The organism is Vibrio azureus (genome assembly GCF_002849855.1).
In the GTDB taxonomy this organism is placed as follows: Bacteria; Pseudomonadota; Gammaproteobacteria; order Enterobacterales; family Vibrionaceae; genus Vibrio; species Vibrio azureus.
In genome coordinates this window covers 2,100,961-2,119,136 of sequence record NZ_CP018616.1, presented here as the reverse complement: position 1 = coordinate 2,119,136, position 18,176 = coordinate 2,100,961, and the positions used below count along the sequence as shown (strand labels likewise).

The following is an 18,176-nucleotide window of genomic DNA, read 5'->3' as shown; positions in this document are numbered from 1 at the left end:
CGAATTTTTCGGAATTGAAGTGGCTGAAAGTATTACGTCAAAGGCGTATCTTTTGCGTGAATTCAAATGTTAATGACAAAATTTTGAGCGTGTGAGTATTGAAATGCCAAAGATGAGTGACTGGAAAATCATAGCGACAGAAGGGCCGACCGTTGACGGGAGAAAAATAACTCGTGAATGGTTAACCCAAATGGCCGAGAGCTATTCATTAGATGAGTACCCAGCCTTAATTTGGCCAGAGCATCGTCGATTTTATGGTTTTGGTGAAAACTGGGGCAAGGTTGTTGAGCTTAAAGCAGAAGAAAAAGACGGCAAGATGCGTTTGTTCGCAAAGTTAGAGCCAAACGATTTCATGCTTGAAGCCAACCGTAAAAAACAAAAGCTGTTTACCTCCATAGAGCCAAACCCTGATTACAAAGGTGAAGGACGTTGCTATCTAATGGGCCTAGCTGCGACTGACTCCCCAGCATCAACAGGTACATCGCTCCTTCAGTTTTCTCGTAAAGAGGGGGAAACCACAGAATTAGAGTGCAGCGCATTGGAAGAAATTGATTTCTCCGCTTGCTTTACACGCAAAGACCGCTTTTTCGCGGCATTTAATGAATTCTTCTCTTCTGGCGATGAAGTGCCAGAAACACCATCAATAGACGAGGATCCCGAAGTGACCGAAGAGCAACTTAAGGCCGAATTGCAAGAGCAGTTGTCCGCATTTAAATCTGACTTCAAACAAGAGCTGCAACATGAGTTCAGTTTGCAAACTGTACCCGAAAAGCCAGAGCCAGAAGAACTCACGATGACTGAGCAATTCTCTGCAGAGTTAGATAAAAAGCTAAGCCCTTTGTTTGAAAAAGTAGATGGCTTGGAAGAAAAGTTCAGCGCACTTTCACAGGAAGTACCAGGACAAGAGCCTCAAGGTGAAGGTAGTAGTCAAGCAACAGTGGAGGCACTTTAAATGGCTTTAAGTTCAAGAGCTGCTGAGTTTATTGAGCAATACTCAGTCAATCTATCTAAGACCTATGAAACGGTTAACCCTGAAAAACGTTTCTCCATTTCTCCTGTGATTGAAACAAAATTACGCCAAGCGATCTTAGAATCGGACTCATTTATTCGAATGCTAAGCATCCTGACCGTAGACCAAATATCGGGTCAAGTGGTTGATGTGGGTACAGGTGGCCTGTTGACAGGGCGAGTTAAAAATGGGCGCCACCGTGCGAACCTTGGGCATGATGGCAATACATATTCACTTGTTGAGACGGATTCTTGTGCCTGTATTGCATGGGAAACCATGACTCAATGGGCGAATAGTGGCAAACCAGGTGAATTTATTAGGCTAATGAACAACGCCGCAACGAGGAACTTTGCCTTAGATATGTTGCGCATCGGTTGGCATGGTACATCGATTGCTGAAACGACCGATCCTAAGTCAAACCCGAACGGTGAAGACGTTAATAAGGGTTGGCTCCAAATCGTAAAAGAGAAACGTCCAGAGCAAGTTTTGGGAAGTGCTCAATTAGATCCAACAGGCAAAACGCCAGGTAGTTATAAAAATCTTGATGCTCTCGTTAATGATTTGGTGAATACCACCATTCATGATGTGTTCAAAGAAGATGCCGATTTAGTTGTTCTTGTCGGGCGTGATCTTGTTTCTGCCGAGCAACATCGTCTACTCAGTGCTGCAGATACGCCAACAGAACATAAAGCGGCGCAAAGCTTGGCAAAGACCATCGATGGTAAGAAGGCTTATATCCCTCCATTTTTCAAGCGTGACCAAATCATGGTAACGACGTTGAAAAACTTACAAATTATGGTTCAAAAAGGGACGCAATGGCGTAAAGCGCGTAATGAAGAAGACCGCAAACAGTTTGAAAATTCTTATTTGAGAATGGAAGGTTATGGGGTGGGTAACTTCGATAAATTCGCGGCGATTGAAACCGTAGAGGTTCTTGACCCGAATACAGAATTAGACGCTGAGGTTTAACTTAAATCATGGTGAGCCCTTTAGCAAAACAGCGCAAACAATTACTTGAGAGGCAGGCTAATCGGACCTCGTCAGACAATCACTCTGGCGTTGTCAGCAACAGTCTACACATCAAGCTGATTGACTTTGAAGCAGATCGTAAGCATCTACGCACATTTAATGCGATTGCAGATCGCGTTGAGCACAAACGTAATGTTTTAGTACCGAAATACAAACCGTATGTTCAAAACTACTTAGACAGCGGAGAGCAGTTTGAAAACCCCATTTTTACTAATTTGGTGATTTGGTTATTCGATATTAAAGAACTCGATACCGCGATTGATTGGTGCATGAAAGCCATTGAGCGAGATTTACCAACACCTGAAAACCTGCGACGTGACTGGCCGACATTTTGTGCTGATGAGGTTTTGGGATGGGCCGAAAGTGAGTCGGAACGGGGCCATTCTATTGAGCCTTATTTTTCTCAAGTGTTTGAGAAAGTAGATAAAGAATGGCGCTTGCACGAAAAGGTGCAAGCCAAGTGGTACAAGTTCGCGGGGCTTAGCCTGATCTTGAATGAAGAAAGACAACCGCAAGCGACGGCTATTGGTGATATAGAGACACTTCAAAAAGCACTTAATCACCTTCACTGTGCGCAAGAGAAAAATAAAAAGGTCGGCGTTGGGACCCAAATTAAGAAGATAGAACAACGTATTCGCGCCTTGAAAGATGGCATTAATTTGTAAAGGCTCCTACACCCGTCGGACTTCGGCTGGCGAGGTCTGAGTAGCTATTAGCTAACTCAGGACCGTCGACCCAGTGGGCAGAAGTCCACCTATTAAGGAAAGTACGATGTTTGATGGCAAACCCAGCCCCGCTTATCAAGATACCGACATCACCAACGATGGCTTTTGGCCCAATTTGAATGTGGGGGATTTTGAGAAGCGCCGCGGCATTCCTGCCCAGCTCGACAGTGAGGCGGTGGCGATGGCCTTGGTGGCCGCGATGAGCCAAATCAACATCGAACTGAGCACCGTCAAAGCGCATTACCAAGCGCGAGGCGTTGAAAAGGCCAGCTTATTGGAAAGGCTGCCAATGGTACTGGGCAAAAATAGCGTGGTGGTGCTGTATGAAAAAGCCGTGTTTGCCAGAGCCAAGTCGGCCATGGTCGCGGAGTTTGCCAGCTTAACCACCAAGGATGCGGGGGACCGCTTAGCCGAGAATGAGCGTGACATTACCGACCGTTTACTGGCGGAGAGTCAGCAACATATCCGAGCGTTAGTGGGTGAGCGTCGATGTGGGGTGGCCTTGTTATGACCGAGCCGCTTATCCAAGAACAAGCGGGGTACCTGCTGCAAGGGCTAAACCAGCACTTTAGCCGCACGATAGACCCACGTTTGCACCAGTATTGTGAATGTTGGATGGAAGACGTTGAACTCAAATTTGCCCCTAAAGACCAAGGGCTCGGGCGCGACATTGGCTGGATAGAATACACCGCGGTATTCAGTTTTGAGCGTTTCCCATTCAAGCAGTGTCATCCATCGGTGCTGATGGCCAACACCTTGGCTTGGCTGGGTGATCATGATGAGTTTCGCGAGCAGCACAACTTGAGTGATCCCAGCTTTGATATTGAGCCTGCAAGTGACGACACGGTGATCATGACCATTGAGGTGGTGATGACCGAGCCCTTGATGCTGGTTGAAGACGAGCAAGGGCCGATTATCTGGGATGGCAAGCGATGGAAAAACGCCCCCTATGAGATTTGGTGTGCAGAGCACATTGATGTGTTAAGCGGTCATAACCCGCCCAGCTCGGTGACGGCAGATGATAAAGATTAAGGTCGATAGCCACTCTCAGCGCACGGTGATGGATGCTATCCAGGCGATGACGCTGAGTAAAAGCCGCCGTAAACGCGTGCTCACGGCCGCGGCAAAAGCCTCGGTCAAAACGTCCCGACAGAACCAAAGGCAACAAAAAACGCCGTCTGGAAAACGTTGGCCATCCCGCGCCGACAAGAGCAAGAAAAAGATGCAAGTGCGTTTAGCCAAGTTTCTCACGGTCACGGCAAGCGATGACAGCGCCGCCACCATCAGTTGGCGAAAGTCCCGCAGCGCACGTGTGGCAGCCAAGCACCATTATGGCCACCGAGAGAGGCACACCCGAGCGGCAGCAATAAAGAGGTTAAGAAATGGCAACGCAAAAGCTCGCTAAAGCACTTAAAGCAGAGGGGTTTAAGGTGTTCGCTCGAAGACTCAACCCGAATGCGCCCGCCGGAAAGCTGCGCAAGCCCACGCTGAAGTGGATACGTGAGCATCTTAGTAACAAACAAGCAGGGCTGATTTTACGCGAATTACGCGGCAAACCGACCTCATCATGGGAAACCGTTTTGCCTGCTCGGCCGTTTGTCACGGTGGACCGAGAGCAAGCACGGGCCGCACTGAAAAAAGAGTTAACAAGGGGAAGATAACCAATGGCTTGGCCAATCATCAATGTAAACGCCTTAAACCAAATGCAAGGACCCGTGACGGAAGTCGAACGTCATTTCTTATTCCTTGGTTTAGGCACAAAGAACGCGGGCAAACTGGTGTCTGTGAATACACAATCGGACTTTCACGCCTTGTTTGGTGAAGGGGTATTAACCGATACCTTGCAAGCCGCCATGGTCAACGCCGGACAAAACTGGTCTGCCGCCGCTTATGTGCTGACCGCGCCAGAAGATTGGACGCAGGTGGTCAAAGAAGCGCAGAAGACCCAGAGCTTTGAAGCCGTGGTGCATACGGTCCCAACCACCGACCAAACCGCCATCACGGCGGCCCAATCGCTCTATCATGAGCTGATTGCCAAGTATGGCCGCTGGACTTTCTTCATGCTCAGCTTACCTGGCATCGATGAGCAAAGCCAAACGTGGGCCGACTACGAAGCGCAAATGGTTGCGGTTCAGGACACGATCGCCGCCGATGGGGTGATGCTGATTCCTGACTTGTTACCTGCGGCAATTGGCAAGCTGGCAGGGCGCCTATGTAACCGCGCCGTGTCGGTGGCCGATACGCCCATGCGGGTCAAAACGGGGGCCCTCGTTGGGGATGTAACCCTGCCCGTTGACAGTGACGGTGTGGCGCTTTCCACCGCCACTTTGCAAACCCTTGAGCGCAACCGCTTATCGGTGTGCGCTTGGTTCCCAGATTACGATGGCATTTATTGGGCCGATGGTCGGATGCTGGATGTGGAAGGTGGGGATTTTCAAGTGGTTGAGAATCGTCGAGTGATTGACAAGATTGCCCGTCGCGTGCGGCTGATTGCCATTGCTGATATTGGTGACCGCTCATTTAACAGCACCCCAAGCAGCACCGCCAGGGCCAAATTGCGTTACACCCGCCCCATGCGAGAGATGGCCAAAAGCACCACCATTGGCCAAACCGTCATACCTGGTGAAATTGAAAGCCCCAAAGATGAGGCGATAGCCATCACTTGGAAGAACAAAAACACCGTCGAAATCTACATGACGGCGACCCCGCTCGATTGCCCTAAATCGATTTCAGCGGGATTAATGTTAGACCTGAGCGGTCCGGAGAGTGCCTAAATGAGCAAACGAATTTCAGGATTAAGTTTTGATGTCGACATTCATGACGTGTTGGTCCATGTCGAGAAAGCCACCGTATCAATCACCGATGACAGCCAAGCCGCCAAAACCCGAGGTGTGCCGGATGGCCATACCGATGGCGCCGTCAGTGCTGATGTCGAATACGAGCTTGATACCAAGAACTTTAAACACCTCTTGGCTGCGGCTAAAAGCGCGGGCAGCTTTCGCTCGATTGAGCCTCATGACTGCCTCTTTTACGCCAACACAGGTGGGGAAGAGCTGGAAATCAAAGTGCATGGGGTGAAATTGATGATTGATAGCTTGCTCGACATCGATCCCAGCTCGTCAGATAAAACCAAACACAAAGTCAAAGGGGTGGTGACCAGTCCGGACTTTATTCACATCGATGGGACGCCTTATTTGAGTAAGGAAGATACCCGCGATCTACTTGGCTAACAGGAGCGACTATGGATGTGTTTGACCGTGCCAGTGCGCTTGAAGCCCAACAGAATGAAGTGGCGCTGGCCAATCATTTCGCCAAGCAAGCACAGGGGACACCGCAAGTCAGTGCCTCAATGTGTCTGGAATGCGATAGGCCAATCCCAGAAGGAAGACGTCAGGCCATGCCCGGCTGTCAATATTGCGCCACTTGCCAAACGTTAATGGAGAAACGAAACCGATGAAATTAGGACCTTTACTGAAACGGGCTGTGATTGAGCCCACCTTAGACCACTTAGCGGCGGCAAGCGCCTCACAGGGGTACATCAACTCGCAGGCGGCCATCAATCTCATCTTGATGATTATGGCCCACGAATCGGGGCAGTTAACGTATACCCGTCAAGTGCGTGGCCCTGCGCTTGGGTTTATTCAGATGGAGCCTGCAACCTATCAATGGCTGGTCAAATGGCTGGGTAAACACCGCCCACACTTTCTGGCCGTGTCACACAGCTTTGTGGATGAGCCAAGCGCCGAGCAGATGATCATTAACCCTCAGTATGCGGTGTGCATGGCCAGATTAAACCTGCTGCGTTTTCCTGAAGCCTTACCGGATGCAGAGGATTTGCCTGCCCTGGCTGCATACGCCAAAAAGTATTGGAACACCTCGGCCGGCAAAGCAACGGAAAACGACTATCTCACCGCCTATCAACGCATCATGGAGCAGAAACAATGACACTGTTTAAAGGGATTGTATTAAAAGGGGTTTGGGAGCTGCTGACCAGTTTGGTGGCCAAAATTACTTGGGAAGTGGTGCTAGAGCGTTTTGCCACCCGCTTAGTGGTGTGGGGGCTGGAGACCTTAAAAAGACTGAGCACCAATGATGTATTGCAAGATACGGTCGAAGACATTTTGCTGGCTTTGCAAGGTAAGCGCCTTAAAGCGTTGCCGCTTAGAACGGGCTCAGTGAAAAAGGAATAGCCATGGCTTTTGATGCAAATTGGATCCATGCCCTTGTGGCGGTCGCCAGCTTCTTAGTGCTCGTAAGCAGCATTTTAATTGGCTACCTATTCCGACTGGCCAAAGAGCTTGCCGAATTTAAGTTGTACGTGGCGACGTATCACGCAACCAAAGACGAAGTAGAGAAACTGGGTGAAAAAATTGATAACCGCCTAGAAACCCACTTTAACCGAATTTACGACATTCTCAATCAAAGGAACATCGCATGACAAAACCAGTGATCACCATCAATGTGAATAAAACCGCCATTCGTTTCGAGCCTTCTTTGGAAGCGTTTAACAAACTCACGAATGAAACCTTGCCGTTCGATAAAGTCGCGCCAACCACTAATTATCTGCGCCGCATCGTGGTGAAAGACGATAAAGCCGCGTTGGATGAAGCCTTGAAGCTGCCTGGTGCCGTGATGACGATCGCCTCTCTGGTAAACAGCGAATACCAAGGCGATTTGGACATTGAAGTAAAAAACTGATCCGTCACGCCAAGGCGATTGAAGACAACGAATTGGAGCAAGTGTTTGCCTTAAAAGCGCATTACTTGCCCCATGCCCCCGATACCACCGAGAGCTATGCCAGAGCGTTATGGCTGTCTAAATACCATGCCCAAGTTGTTGCTAATGGCATACGAGAGGCGTTTGCACCAGGAGACTGACCACTATGAATGCCGTGGATAAATTGATGATGCAAATTGGGTTGCAAGACTACGCTACCCAGCCGCTCAAAGGGATCCAGAAAACGGTTACCCAAACGGCAGACGTGAGTCGACAATCTTGGGAAAAAATGGCGGGAGGCGCCGCGACCTTGGTCGGTTCGGGCTTGGCCATTCAACAAGCCCTGATGCCCGCGATTGAAATGGATAGGGTATTGGGTGAAGTCAAATCCCTTGGCGTGATGGATCAGGATTTAAAAATACTCGAGCAAACCGCGCTCGGCTTTTCGTCTGCCTATGGCAAATCGGCCACGGAAGTGGTCGGCGCGGCGTACGACATAAAATCTGCGATGGGTGAGTTGTCGGGTCAAGAGCTGGCAGGGGTAACCGAAAGCTCGGCCATCTTAGCGGCGGCCACCAAAGCCGATACCGCTGTGATAACCAGTTACATGGGCACGCTTTATTCTATTTTTGAGCAAGATGCCGAGCGGCTTGGCAAAGGGAACTGGGCGGAGCGCATTGCCGGAATGACGGCCAAATCGGTGGAGAAATTTAAAACCACGGGCCAAGGCATGGCGGATGCGTTTAAAGGCGTGGGCGCACTGGCGAAAACCCATGGCATTGAAATTCAAAACCAAATGGCCATTTTAGGCATGCTGCAGGGCTCGATGTCGGGCTCTGAGGCGGGTACCCGTTACAAAGCCTTTTTGGCGGGGGCGGTCAAAGCGCAAGATAAATTGGGGCTTAGCTTCACCGATAGCAACGGTAAGTTGCTGCCCATGTATGACATTTTAGAGAAAATCAAAGCCCAGTTTGGTGATTTAGATTCCACCGAGGTGGATAGGCTAAAGACCGCTTTTGGCTCCGATGAAGCCATTATGGTGGTGACGGATTTGATCGGCAAAACGGACGCACTGAAGCGCAATGTCATGGATTTAGATAAATCCGGGCGTTTAGAAGTGGCCAGCACAATGGCGGGGGCGATGACCGACCAATGGGAACGGCTCGAAGCCAGTTGGTTTTCGGTTCGCGCCAGTGCGTTTGGGCTGATCCTGCCCACGATTAATGGCATTGCGGGGGCGATGGCCGATGGGTTAACCACCTTGCAGCGTTACACCCAAGAATACCCCGAACTCACTAAAGGAGTGGGGTATTTTGCTCTGGCCGTGGCAGGCGGCGCGGGCGTGATGGGCGCGTATCACCTGACATTAGGAGCGGGACGCTTAGCCATGAATGCACTGCAAGCGCCGTTACTGATGAGCCGAGTGGGGGTGTTAACCCTGAGCGGCGCCTACACCAAAGCCAAGTGGTCCTTGTGGGCGTGGAACTACGCCATGTTAAAGCAAGGCGTGTACAGTCATCGCGCCTCTCTGGCTTCAAAAGCCTATGCGGCGTCGACCTTCTTAGTCGATAAGGCCTTAATGGTCGCCTCCGGTGGCATCAAAGCCTTTGGCGTCGCATCGCTGAAAAGTGCCGCAATGATGATGGCCAACCCGTTATTTTGGATCCCTGCCGCGATTATGGCGGTGGGCACGGCGGCGTATATGCTGATTTCCCATTGGGATGACATCGTGAACACCTTGGGCCAATGGTACATCTTCCAAAAACTAGGCCAGTTGGTGTCGTGGGTTGGCGAGCAATTTGAAGTCTTTGGTCATGCAGCCATGGGTGTTTGGACCAACCTTATCACCACGCTGCGCAGTGTGCCATTTTTCAATTACCTGACCACCCATTTTCAATTGCTCTTTGAGAAAGCCACCGGAGTGTTTGAAGGCATCGCACTTGTAGGGCAAGGAGCGTGGCAAGTGCTCGGGGGCGCGGTCAGCTTTTTTATGTCGCCTTTCACCGTGGCTTGGACCTTGGCCAAAAGCTTTTTCAGTTTACTCAAAGACGGCCCCAGCGCGGCGATGGAAGTGCTCGGCACCATTCCTCAGCACTTTATCAACATTGGCCAGAGCATTAGCTCGGGACTTGGGATCGGCTTTGATGGGGTGACGCAATTTGCTTCCTCGGTGATGGATGTCATGGGCCAACATTTTTCGATGATAAGTGATGGGATTGATTGGCTTATCGACAAGTTCAGCCTCATTCCTGGTCTGGATTGGTCGTCAGAGACGGTCGATGAATTAAAAGTGCAGCGAGCCGCGCCTGCTGTGCATCCTCTGATGAATCCTGCGCGCCCGTCCGTGACTCAGCCGATCTCGGAATATCTGCAAGGTCAAGGGGGCCCGCGACAATCGGTTGCCACTTACATCAAGCAAGCCACTGGCACAGGGTACACCGATAACAGTCAAACCATGCACACCGGAGACATTGTGATCAAGCAAGAGCAACCTTTTACCCCTGATCAGTTAGCCGAATGGCAGGAGATGGCGACCCCATGAGCCCTCAATACATCGATTTATTAGTCAATGATGGCGGGATTGATTTTGATGCAGGTCAGCAACCGATTTACACCAGTGACCGTAACAGCATCGCTCAAGACATCAAGCACGCGATCATTGAAAGTGGTTTGCTGCGTGAAATGCAAGCCGAGAGAAACCGAGCCCTACGAGCCGACGTGTTGACGCGCATTGAAATGCTGGTTGAACAAGATAAACGCATTGTGCCAGGCAGCGCCGAAGTGACCGAACAAACCAGCGAGAAGATTTGGATCTTTGCCGAAACCGAGGTGTATGGGGCGATTCAATACGGAGTGACGTTATGAGTGTCAGACCCAGTGTGAACTTTCGCCAGTTATTGGCACAAGAAGGCGTACCCACCACGGAAGAGGCCATGGCCATTGAACTTCAAAAGCATGTGGTGGCCGCAGGCAGTCAGGTGTCCAATGACAGTCGAATGTCGCCTTTTTGGCGCTTAATCAAAGCGGTGGTGATTGCGCCTGCGCTTTGGTTGATTGATACCTTGCTGGCGGGGCATGTACTGCCCAATACCTTTGCGGCAACAGGCAAAGGGCGTTATCTCGATTTAAAAGCTTGGGATGTGGATTTGGTGCGAAAAGCCGCCACCAAAACTCGTGGCGCCATCACCTTTTACAAATCAACGCCAGATAACCCGCTGGTTGTACCCAAAGGAACGGTGATTGAAACCGAGCAGATAGAGCAAAAAGTGTATCGCCTGATGGTGGTTGAAGATGCGCTTATCCCTGCAGGTCAAGCACACGGCTTGGTTTTGTGTGAAGCCCAAGAGGCAGGCAGCGGGTTTAATCTGCCAGCGGGGTATTTTGCCATCATGCCCAAAGGCGTATCGGGCATTACGCATGCGGTCAATGAAGCCGATTGGATCACCGCGCTGGGCTCGGATTTGGAAAGTGATGAAGCCCTTTCTCTGCGAATTCGTAATCAATTCAGTGTGGTGGGGCGTTATCACATCGATGCGATATACCGCTCAATGCTGGCCTCAGTCGCAGGGGTGCGCAGCGATCAAGTGTACTTTCTTCATGACGCGCCGAGAGGACCAGGCAGCGCGAATGCCTATCTATTGATGGATGTGGGCCGCACACCAAGCCAACTGTTAAGGCAACTCAATCATTATGTGATGGGCGAAGGCCACCACGGTCATGGCGATGATTTGCTTTGCCTGGCATTACCAGAAACCGAGCATGATATTGAAGTGACCGTGACGGCCAAACCCAATACCTCGTTAGCACGCCAACATCAGTTGCATCGAGAGGTAGAAAATATGGTCCGTGCGGCGTTTCGTGAAAGCGATTCCTATCGCCAAGTGACGCGCACTTACCCCAAAAGCACGTTTTCATTCAGTAAATTGACCGAAGAAATTCACACTGAGCTCAATGCGGATTTGCTCAGCCTGAATTTTAACTGCAGTGACATTGTGAGTGCCTTGAGCATTCCGCGTTTGGCCAGCGTCGAGGTGATTGATGGAGGAGCATGACAAACAAGCGCCCACGCTGCCCAGTCGACAAATACCATGGTGGATGGACGGGAAGACGTTAGCGAAAAGCCTCAAAGAGCCGCACTTTCTTGCGGCCGGCTTACAACAATTTTGGGGCAAACTGCGCCGCGTGATGCTCTACCCACTGGCGCAGTTAGATCCAATGACCTGCAGCGAGCGATTGCTTTCGGTGCTGGCGTGGGACCGAGACATTACCCGTTTTTACCAAGAGCCGACGACCCTGTTTCGCAAGCGGGTGAAATACGCGTTCGTGAATGCCCGCGATGCAGGGGAGACGCACGGATTTATTGAGATCTTTAAACGACTTGGTGTGGGCGTGGTGGAGATTGATGAACGCACCCCAGGGCGGGATTGGGACATCATCACCATCCGTCTCAGCGACAAACAACTGGCCAATAATCATGATTTATTAGCCACCTTACTGCAGCAATACGGCCGAACGTGCCGACGTTATGAATACCAGGTGATCGACACAACCCCGATGTGCCTCACCGTCTCACCGCTGGATTGGGATCACCAATGCACGGTGGCAACGCTAAAGGAATAAACATGGCCCAGAGCATCATTACTCGTGAATTTGAAGCCTACAAAGCCCAGCAAGACGCGCTTGAGCAGCCTGTCATTTTAGATGAATTTGTTTTGGCGAAGGTACCAGGACTCGACCCTGATGAGCCGATTGACCGAGATGAAACCCTGCCAGAGCGCGAGCACATTGTGTATGTGGCTGGCGTCACTCAATCTGGCTACGTGAACCCCAACGCGGTGGTGTATTCGCTCATCATGGACACCAGAGTGGGGGATTTTCAGTTTAACTGGGTGGGGCTGCGCAACAAAGAAACGGGCCTGCTTGGGGCCATTCTTCATCTGCCCGAGCTGACCAAGTATCAATCCATTGCTGGGGTGCAAAACGGCAACGCCATCACGCGCTCAATCTTAATGAGTTATGAGGGCGCGCAGCGCATCACAGGGATCACAGTCGACGCGTCAACATGGCAAATCGATTTCACCGCCCGTTTATTTGGTCTCGATGAAATGGACCGTTTGGCTAATTTGGATGTGCTCGGCCCTGCTGCCTTTTTGGATGAAGGGTTTAAAGTGGTCCCGACGGAGCAAGGCTTTCAGGCCCTTGCAGGATGCGGCTATGTGGGTGGGCTACGGTGTTATTTAGATGAACCTCACGCACTGCCCGCGCTGACGCTGCCGTGTAGGCTCTATCTTGATGCCACTTGGAAAGGCCAGCCAACCAGCCAATGGCACTGTGAGTACGTCATCAGAGTGGCAGAAACGTTAACTGACTTTCACGATGAGGACGGTTACGCGCATTTTGTTGCGCCGATTGCCGAGATTAATGCACAGGGTGAAGTCACCGACCTGCGCTTTCTTGAAGGCTTTGCGCAATATTATCGGCAGAAACACGTCGACCGATTGCTCGATACGAAAATTGATAAAGCGGCCATCACGGACAGCACCAGCGACGCATCCAGCGAAAAAGTGGCCTCAGCCAAAGCGGTGAAAGACGTCGCTGAAAAAGTCCAAGAAGCCATAGCGCAGACCGAAACCAAACTGCCCAAAGCGGGCGGGACCATGACCGGAAATATCCGCTTTATTGATAATCAACAAGGCATCGTTTGGGAGCGCAATACCGATGGCGCGTTCATTAGATTTAAGAACGACAGCGATCAAGACACCGATTCGTTTTTGGAGTTCGGCACGCTGGATAATGGCAACGAATTCTTTAAATGGACCATTGATGGCATCGAGCGCGCCAGCTTAAAAAGCGATGGTTTTCGGGTGGCCAACACCATTTTTGAAGGGGGTACCGCACTCAGTAATAAGTATCTTGGCAAAACAGGCAAAGCCGCCGATGCTGATAAACTCGATGGCGTGGACTCAAGTGGGTTTGCTCGGGCGTACTCCTCCAGTCATGGCACAGGGGGTGGACACTGGAGCACTGCGCAGTTGGTCAGCTGGCTGAAAAGCAAAGGCTGTTTTAACCACCCGTATTGGATGATGAAAGCCTCTTGGGATTACGCGGGCAATCGACTGATTAGCGATACGGGCTGCGGCAAAATTCATCTGGCAGGCTGCGTGATTGAAGTGATGGGGCGTGAAAGTGCCTACACCATTCGAGTGACGACCCCAACCACCTCATCAGGAGGGGGCACCACCAATGCGGTGTTTACCTATACCAACCACGGGCCCGGTTATCATCCGTCATGGCGACGGGATTTTAATACCAGGCAAAAGCCAACTGCGGGTGATATCGGTGCTCTGACGCAAGCGCAAGGCGATGCCAGGTACTTAGGTAAAACCGCCAAGGCCAGCAGCGCGACGATCTCCGATAAAATAAAAATATATCCTTCTTCGACCACCAACTTTCACCCCATTGTGTGGAACAGTGTCAATATGCTCTACACCACAAACTCAGGCAGTGGCATGTCTTACCGCCCGAGCGATGGGTTTTCGAAAATCAAACATGGCCAAATGGCCGGATATTATTTAACCCATGACACCTCGGGAAAGATAAAACCTGCCAATGATAATAGGCGCAGTGCGGGCATGTATGGTTTGTATAACTCACACAAAATTGCCCACATTTGGTCGATGGGCGAAGCGTATAAGATTCATGACCGAGGGGCCAACTTTGGTAACTTACACGGCCTAGCTTACAAGCACACCAACAATGGCACAGGCGGCACCATGGCAGGAGGCCATCAAGCGGTGTGGTGTGAAAACGGCAGCCCGAAAGCGGCCATGGGTAGCCACGGGCTTTGGGGGCAACAGGTGTTTGATGGGGCAGGCAATAATCGTCAGCGGGTCTACAGCCCAAACAATCCGCCACCTGCACCGCCGCCAGGAGTCAAATGGGTAAAAGTGGCCTCTGGCTCACTCAATCATCGCCTTTTGAGCCATTCTAATGCTAAGCGTGAAACGGTCGTGACAAATTTCCCTTGCTCAGGTGGGCGACATCATACGAACCGATTTAAAGTGGTTATTACTACTTCTGGCAGCGGCGTTGTGACCCACGACATTCCAAATTGTTGGTGGAGTGCGAAAGCCGTGATACATGAAGAGCGCACACGCTGGAGTGGTGCCGCTTATGTGACGTTTGATGTCTATACCACCGGAGCCAATATTTTGAATGGTCCCACTTGGGGCAAAGTGACTGGCTGGGAACTGTGGGAGCTAAAATAATGAGTTATTATCAAGCGCTGATTGCGCATCAACCGAAATGTTATTACTTACCAAGCCACAAAGCGTTTGCCAATGTCACGGAGACCCCTGAGCACTTGCCCTCTGATGCGGTGCTTATCACGATTGAGCAGGCGATCGCCTTATCTGAAGAATGGCGGCAAGAGGCAAGCGAATGAATTGGCAATCAGGTCAATGGCGTTTACCGCCTTGCACGCAAGCCATTAAGGACGCTGCGCAGTCGGTGACCCAGCAAATCCCTGCCGAGCAAAATCAAGCGTTAGCCCGTTTGCGCGCCCTTGGCTCTAAAGTGGCGTTTACCCCGCCAAAACTCAGTGCCCAAGCCCAGCAACATGAGGGGCTAAGAGCAGAGCTAGATAGAGTGATGGCCAAAGGGCAAGCCTTGTGCGTGCATCCATATCAGCAAGACGTTGGCAGTAAACATGGCCGTGAGCATCATTTGACGGCGCGAACGGCAATACACGTTTTGGCAAAAAAATTACGAGATACCCACGATGGGCATCACCCCAAAGGCACCTTATATGGATTGGCTTGGATGCTCAGTGAAGCCAATTTAGCCGCGTTCGCCAGTGCCACGCGTCGTGCCTATGCGCAAACCGGATTACCCGAATTAGGCATGGTGAGCCGCCGAGCAAGCTGGGAACAAACCCAGCAAGCCGATAATTTGACTCAGCCACCGACCATCATTCAGCCGCGCTTGTTGCCCCGCGCTGATTTAAACGTGACACCATGGCGAGTAACGCGCCGTCAGATAAGCGGCCAGTTAGCCCAACTTGAATCCTTATCTCAAGGACAAGCCACGCCCGTGGATAAATTGGCGGCGCTGGCCCAAAAGCGCGAGCAACATCTGCAGCAGTTACAAGCGATGCCCACCTTTGGTGACGGCTCATTACACCGATTGCTCTATCAAGGTGAAGCGGGGGTGCTTGCGACGGTGCTCGAACAGTCCACACTGCCGAGCATCACAGGGCCTTATACCTTTGCGGTGCTGTTTTTAAGTGCGCACCCTCTTAACTATTTGATGGAGGTATTAGGATGACCCAAATTGCCTTAGATGCGGAAATCATCCCGCTTAATTCACCGCGTTTGGATTTGTCGATGGAACTCAAAGAAGAAGACATGAGCGGCCAAACCTCCGGCACGGATGGCAGTGAGCAAGGGGACAAAGGCATGGTGCTGTCGGTGACGGGCCTGATCCCGTTTAAAGAAGCCAAAACCCTCAAGCGTTTGATGGTGCTATCGAGACAAAAAGAAGGCGGCAAACGCAAGATTTATCGGATAGGAAACGAGCTGGCAAAGAGCATGACCATTCGCCAAGTGCGCTTTGTAGGGCGTGTGACCGCCGATGAACAAGAGCGATTGATGTCGTGGAAAGTGAGCTTCCAGCTTAGAGAGCATTTATCGGTTTCGGAAGTAAAAGAGCAGCGCGAGCAAGCAAAAGCCAAAGAGGCCAGTGTACAAAGTAATGACAGCACCAAGCCCGTGAAGCCTAAAGCCCATGCCGCGATTGATAATAACCAAGCCTCAGAGACGACCACGCGATTTGAGCAAGCTTTAAAGCAAGAGGAGCGGGAACTGCGATGAAATTAAACCAACGATTGACCATCAACGGTGAGCCTCAAGTGTTAGTCGATGCGCAGGTCATTCTTGAACTGTGCGCCGGAGGCCGAGCGACCTTTGTAGTGAAAGGCAAAGTAAAACCCAATGACTTGGTGCTGTTTGATATCGGCTATGAAGCGGAATTGGTGCGTTATTTTGATGGTTACGTGAGTAAAGCCCAGCCCGCGCAAAATGGGTTTACTCGGTTTATTGCCAGAGAGCGTTCGGGACTGTTGGCGTCAAGGTGGCCTGTCAGTATTCAACATGCGACCATCAGTGAAATCATTGAGCAGCTTAGTTTTGATACCGGCTTAGATTTTGTGTTACCAGAGCAAGATTATGTGTATGAACGCATCGCAAACTTTACCTCTCAAGGCAGTGGTTACCAATTACTGAGCCATCTTGGCCGAGCGTTTCAACTTGAAGACTTTGTGTGGTTTCAGCAATCTGATGGTCAAATCTATTTAGGCGAGTTTACAGAGAGTCGCTGGCACTCAAGGCCAATTACCATCGATCCTGCTTTGGCCAAGCGCGCAAAAAATGGGGAGAGCATGACCTTAGCGGTGATGCCTTCGGTTCGTCCAGGTGTGGTTTTCAATGACAAACGCATCACTCAAGTGCATTTGCAGCAGGGCAACATGACGCTGTACTGGGCGCAAGGGCCAACCAGTGAAAAGCGCAAAATGCATTACCTATTCCCTGAATTGGCCGCAGGTCATCACCTACCTAAATTGGCGCGAGTGGTGGCCATCACTGACCAAAGCCAAGCAGGCCAAGAAAATCACCCTTTTCGTCCCCGTTACGCGGTGGATGTTCAGCTCTTAGACCAGCATGGCCGTGATGATTCCTTGGTGCCGCTCTATAAAGCGGTCCCTTTGCCAACGGGGATTGGTGGGCCAGAGCAAGGTCAATTGGCGATGCCAACCGAGGGCAGCATCGTTGAAATTGCGTTTGCTTATGGCTGCAGTGATAAACCTTTTATTCGAACCGTGTTAGGTGATGGGTGGCCGCTGCCGAGTCTCGCCCCTGGTGAGCAAAGAACGCAGCAACGCCATGAAGTGTATTGGCATACGGATGCCGCAGGGCATCATCGCCAAAGTACAGACCAAACGCGTTTAATTGAGGCGTTTCAAATCACAGAGCGAGCCGAGCAGCACACCAGTGAATTTGGTTTGCATGAGCTTTTCACGGTGGAGCACAGCCAAGAGTTCATTGGGGGACAAAAGCGCATTGAGGCGATGGGGGCCATTGATGTTTTGGCAGGCGATGCCATGAACCTCGCCACATTAGAAAGCATGCATTTAGCCAGTGGTGGGGAATGGGCGCAAGTGATTGGCCAGTTACGTGATGTGGTGGTTGGCTTGGATGACAAACTGACGGTGCTTGGAAATCAGGTGATTAAGGTTGAGAAAGACATCGAAGCCAGTGCGAAGAACATGCGCTTTAGCGCTGACCTTATCACCATGAATGGGGGCAAAGGTGTGGTGCAAGGCGATTGTATTTGCGCATACACGGGCAAACCTCACTCTGATTTATCTTCAACAGTTAAGGCGGGTAAATAATGGCATTAGATAAAACGTCACTGACAAACAAACTCGTTAAAGAGTTACAAGCGAGAGGGTTTGAGACCAATGGCCCACACGCGAAAAGCGCCGCGATGGCCGAAGCGATTGCCCATGCAGTGATAGATGAAATCACGCAAAATGCTCAGGTTACGGTTGACGCTGGGAGTTCTGCAGGTAGTTATCAAATAGAATGATCACCATAGCTTAAAAACAAATGATGTAAAGCACCCAAGTCGGGTGCTTTGTT

General features: G+C 50.9%; 25 protein-coding genes. All 25 read left to right on the top strand.

The annotated features are described in order from the left end of the window. Nucleotides 1-103 precede the first annotated feature (103 nt). The 25 genes from BS333_RS09600 (at nt 104) to BS333_RS09490 (ending at nt 18,123) form a co-directional block, all read left to right on the top strand. The gene (locus BS333_RS09600) at nt 104-952 is read left to right on the top strand and encodes a GPO family capsid scaffolding protein (protein WP_021708805.1); all 849 of its coding nucleotides are present in this window, start codon (nt 104-106) and stop codon (nt 950-952) included. Further along, complete coding sequence (locus BS333_RS09595; RefSeq protein ID WP_021708804.1) at nt 953-1,978, top strand: phage major capsid protein, P2 family; 1,026 nt, start codon at nt 953-955, stop codon at nt 1,976-1,978. An 8-nt stretch (nt 1,979-1,986) separates the two neighbouring features. Beyond that, the gene (gene gpM / locus BS333_RS09590) at nt 1,987-2,703 is read left to right on the top strand and encodes a phage terminase small subunit (RefSeq protein WP_021708803.1); all 717 of its coding nucleotides are present in this window, start codon (nt 1,987-1,989) and stop codon (nt 2,701-2,703) included. A 73-nt stretch (nt 2,704-2,776) separates the two neighbouring features. Beyond that, nucleotides 2,777-3,274, top strand: a complete 498-nt coding sequence (locus BS333_RS09585) for a head completion/stabilization protein (protein ID WP_237359101.1) — start codon at nt 2,777-2,779, stop codon at nt 3,272-3,274. Continuing rightward, on the top strand, nt 3,271-3,795 hold the full coding sequence (locus tag BS333_RS09580; protein ID WP_101903920.1) for a phage tail protein: 525 nt from the start codon (nt 3,271-3,273) through the stop codon (nt 3,793-3,795). Before BS333_RS09585 ends, BS333_RS09580 begins: the two co-directional genes overlap by 4 nt. After that, nucleotides 3,782-4,168, top strand: a complete 387-nt coding sequence (locus tag BS333_RS09575) for a phage virion morphogenesis family protein (RefSeq protein ID WP_033004623.1) — start codon at nt 3,782-3,784, stop codon at nt 4,166-4,168. Before BS333_RS09580 ends, BS333_RS09575 begins: the two co-directional genes overlap by 14 nt. Further along, nucleotides 4,146-4,424 carry a hypothetical protein gene (locus BS333_RS09570; RefSeq protein ID WP_021711936.1) on the top strand — a complete coding sequence of 93 codons (279 nt, stop codon included), beginning with the start codon at nt 4,146-4,148 and terminating at the stop codon, nt 4,422-4,424. Before BS333_RS09575 ends, BS333_RS09570 begins: the two co-directional genes overlap by 23 nt. A 3-nt stretch (nt 4,425-4,427) precedes the next feature. Next, nucleotides 4,428-5,537, top strand: a complete 1,110-nt coding sequence (locus BS333_RS09565) for a DUF2586 domain-containing protein (RefSeq protein WP_101903884.1) — start codon at nt 4,428-4,430, stop codon at nt 5,535-5,537. Continuing rightward, a complete protein-coding gene (locus BS333_RS09560; protein ID WP_021711892.1) occupies nt 5,538-5,993 on the top strand; it encodes a phage protein in 456 nt (151 codons plus the stop codon). An 11-nt stretch (nt 5,994-6,004) separates the two neighbouring features. Then, a complete protein-coding gene (locus tag BS333_RS09555; RefSeq protein WP_021711893.1) occupies nt 6,005-6,220 on the top strand; it encodes a TraR/DksA C4-type zinc finger protein in 216 nt (71 codons plus the stop codon). After that, the gene (locus BS333_RS09550; RefSeq protein ID WP_021711894.1) at nt 6,217-6,708 is read left to right on the top strand and encodes a hypothetical protein; all 492 of its coding nucleotides are present in this window, start codon (nt 6,217-6,219) and stop codon (nt 6,706-6,708) included. The genes BS333_RS09555 and BS333_RS09550 overlap by 4 nt, the downstream gene beginning before the upstream one ends. Next, complete coding sequence (locus BS333_RS09545) at nt 6,705-6,953, top strand: hypothetical protein (protein WP_021711895.1); 249 nt, start codon at nt 6,705-6,707, stop codon at nt 6,951-6,953. The genes BS333_RS09550 and BS333_RS09545 overlap by 4 nt, the downstream gene beginning before the upstream one ends. Nucleotides 6,954-6,955: 2 nt before the next feature. After that, a complete protein-coding gene (locus BS333_RS09540; protein WP_021711896.1) occupies nt 6,956-7,201 on the top strand; it encodes a hypothetical protein in 246 nt (81 codons plus the stop codon). After that, nucleotides 7,198-7,461 (top strand): putative phage tail assembly chaperone, encoded by a 264-nt coding sequence (locus BS333_RS09535; protein ID WP_021711897.1) that lies wholly within the window; start codon nt 7,198-7,200, stop codon nt 7,459-7,461. The genes BS333_RS09540 and BS333_RS09535 overlap by 4 nt, the downstream gene beginning before the upstream one ends. A 41-nt stretch (nt 7,462-7,502) precedes the next feature. Beyond that, nucleotides 7,503-7,640 (top strand): DUF6890 family protein, encoded by a 138-nt coding sequence (locus BS333_RS22580; protein WP_371860810.1) that lies wholly within the window; start codon nt 7,503-7,505, stop codon nt 7,638-7,640. A 5-nt stretch (nt 7,641-7,645) separates the two neighbouring features. Continuing rightward, the gene (locus tag BS333_RS09530) at nt 7,646-10,021 is read left to right on the top strand and encodes a phage tail tape measure protein (RefSeq protein WP_101903883.1); all 2,376 of its coding nucleotides are present in this window, start codon (nt 7,646-7,648) and stop codon (nt 10,019-10,021) included. Next, nucleotides 10,018-10,344 carry a DUF2590 family protein gene (locus BS333_RS09525; protein ID WP_021711890.1) on the top strand — a complete coding sequence of 109 codons (327 nt, stop codon included), beginning with the start codon at nt 10,018-10,020 and terminating at the stop codon, nt 10,342-10,344. Before BS333_RS09530 ends, BS333_RS09525 begins: the two co-directional genes overlap by 4 nt. Next, nucleotides 10,341-11,531, top strand: a complete 1,191-nt coding sequence (locus BS333_RS09520) for a baseplate J/gp47 family protein (protein ID WP_101903882.1) — start codon at nt 10,341-10,343, stop codon at nt 11,529-11,531. The genes BS333_RS09525 and BS333_RS09520 overlap by 4 nt, the downstream gene beginning before the upstream one ends. After that, nucleotides 11,518-12,099 carry a phage tail protein gene (locus BS333_RS09515; protein ID WP_101903881.1) on the top strand — a complete coding sequence of 194 codons (582 nt, stop codon included), beginning with the start codon at nt 11,518-11,520 and terminating at the stop codon, nt 12,097-12,099. The genes BS333_RS09520 and BS333_RS09515 overlap by 14 nt, the downstream gene beginning before the upstream one ends. 2 nt (nt 12,100-12,101) lie before the next feature. After that, a complete protein-coding gene (locus tag BS333_RS09510) occupies nt 12,102-14,747 on the top strand; it encodes a phage tail-collar fiber domain-containing protein (protein WP_021711833.1) in 2,646 nt (881 codons plus the stop codon). Next, a complete protein-coding gene (locus BS333_RS22045) occupies nt 14,747-14,923 on the top strand; it encodes a hypothetical protein (protein ID WP_021711834.1) in 177 nt (58 codons plus the stop codon). The genes BS333_RS09510 and BS333_RS22045 overlap by 1 nt, the downstream gene beginning before the upstream one ends. Beyond that, the gene (locus BS333_RS09505; protein ID WP_021711835.1) at nt 14,920-15,804 is read left to right on the top strand and encodes a hypothetical protein; all 885 of its coding nucleotides are present in this window, start codon (nt 14,920-14,922) and stop codon (nt 15,802-15,804) included. Before BS333_RS22045 ends, BS333_RS09505 begins: the two co-directional genes overlap by 4 nt. Then, nucleotides 15,801-16,349 (top strand): baseplate complex protein, encoded by a 549-nt coding sequence (locus BS333_RS09500; RefSeq protein WP_021711836.1) that lies wholly within the window; start codon nt 15,801-15,803, stop codon nt 16,347-16,349. The genes BS333_RS09505 and BS333_RS09500 overlap by 4 nt, the downstream gene beginning before the upstream one ends. Further along, nucleotides 16,346-17,926, top strand: coding sequence for a hypothetical protein (locus BS333_RS09495; RefSeq protein ID WP_021711837.1), 1,581 nt, complete (start codon nt 16,346-16,348; stop codon nt 17,924-17,926). The genes BS333_RS09500 and BS333_RS09495 overlap by 4 nt, the downstream gene beginning before the upstream one ends. Beyond that, a complete protein-coding gene (locus BS333_RS09490; RefSeq protein WP_021707978.1) occupies nt 17,926-18,123 on the top strand; it encodes a hypothetical protein in 198 nt (65 codons plus the stop codon). Before BS333_RS09495 ends, BS333_RS09490 begins: the two co-directional genes overlap by 1 nt. Nucleotides 18,124-18,176: the final 53 nt, after the last annotated feature.

Excerpts from the sequence above, each read along its gene's own strand:
- BS333_RS09535 (WP_021711897.1), top strand. The coding sequence starts at position 7,198 with ATGACAAAACCAGTGATCACCATCAATGTGAATAAAACCGCCATTCGT.
- BS333_RS09520 (WP_101903882.1), top strand. The coding sequence starts at position 10,341 with ATGAGTGTCAGACCCAGTGTGAACTTTCGCCAGTTATTGGCACAAGAA.
- BS333_RS09540 (WP_021711896.1), top strand. The coding sequence starts at position 6,956 with ATGGCTTTTGATGCAAATTGGATCCATGCCCTTGTGGCGGTCGCCAGC.
- BS333_RS09565 (WP_101903884.1), top strand. The coding sequence starts at position 4,428 with ATGGCTTGGCCAATCATCAATGTAAACGCCTTAAACCAAATGCAAGGA.
- BS333_RS09500 (WP_021711836.1), top strand. The coding sequence starts at position 15,801 with ATGACCCAAATTGCCTTAGATGCGGAAATCATCCCGCTTAATTCACCG.
- gpM (WP_021708803.1), top strand. The coding sequence starts at position 1,987 with ATGGTGAGCCCTTTAGCAAAACAGCGCAAACAATTACTTGAGAGGCAG.
- BS333_RS09545 (WP_021711895.1), top strand. The coding sequence starts at position 6,705 with ATGACACTGTTTAAAGGGATTGTATTAAAAGGGGTTTGGGAGCTGCTG.
- BS333_RS09490 (WP_021707978.1), top strand. The coding sequence starts at position 17,926 with ATGGCATTAGATAAAACGTCACTGACAAACAAACTCGTTAAAGAGTTA.
- BS333_RS22045 (WP_021711834.1), top strand. The coding sequence starts at position 14,747 with ATGAGTTATTATCAAGCGCTGATTGCGCATCAACCGAAATGTTATTAC.
- BS333_RS09495 (WP_021711837.1), top strand. The coding sequence starts at position 16,346 with ATGAAATTAAACCAACGATTGACCATCAACGGTGAGCCTCAAGTGTTA.
- BS333_RS09555 (WP_021711893.1), top strand. The coding sequence starts at position 6,005 with ATGGATGTGTTTGACCGTGCCAGTGCGCTTGAAGCCCAACAGAATGAA.
- BS333_RS09525 (WP_021711890.1), top strand. The coding sequence starts at position 10,018 with ATGAGCCCTCAATACATCGATTTATTAGTCAATGATGGCGGGATTGAT.
- BS333_RS09530 (WP_101903883.1), top strand. The coding sequence starts at position 7,646 with ATGAATGCCGTGGATAAATTGATGATGCAAATTGGGTTGCAAGACTAC.
- BS333_RS09595 (WP_021708804.1), top strand. The coding sequence starts at position 953 with ATGGCTTTAAGTTCAAGAGCTGCTGAGTTTATTGAGCAATACTCAGTC.
- BS333_RS09550 (WP_021711894.1), top strand. The coding sequence starts at position 6,217 with ATGAAATTAGGACCTTTACTGAAACGGGCTGTGATTGAGCCCACCTTA.
- BS333_RS09560 (WP_021711892.1), top strand. The coding sequence starts at position 5,538 with ATGAGCAAACGAATTTCAGGATTAAGTTTTGATGTCGACATTCATGAC.
- BS333_RS09510 (WP_021711833.1), top strand. The coding sequence starts at position 12,102 with ATGGCCCAGAGCATCATTACTCGTGAATTTGAAGCCTACAAAGCCCAG.
- BS333_RS09515 (WP_101903881.1), top strand. The coding sequence starts at position 11,518 with ATGGAGGAGCATGACAAACAAGCGCCCACGCTGCCCAGTCGACAAATA.
- BS333_RS09600 (WP_021708805.1), top strand. The coding sequence starts at position 104 with ATGCCAAAGATGAGTGACTGGAAAATCATAGCGACAGAAGGGCCGACC.
- BS333_RS09505 (WP_021711835.1), top strand. The coding sequence starts at position 14,920 with ATGAATTGGCAATCAGGTCAATGGCGTTTACCGCCTTGCACGCAAGCC.
- BS333_RS09575 (WP_033004623.1), top strand. The coding sequence starts at position 3,782 with ATGATAAAGATTAAGGTCGATAGCCACTCTCAGCGCACGGTGATGGAT.
- BS333_RS09570 (WP_021711936.1), top strand. The coding sequence starts at position 4,146 with ATGGCAACGCAAAAGCTCGCTAAAGCACTTAAAGCAGAGGGGTTTAAG.
- BS333_RS09580 (WP_101903920.1), top strand. The coding sequence starts at position 3,271 with ATGACCGAGCCGCTTATCCAAGAACAAGCGGGGTACCTGCTGCAAGGG.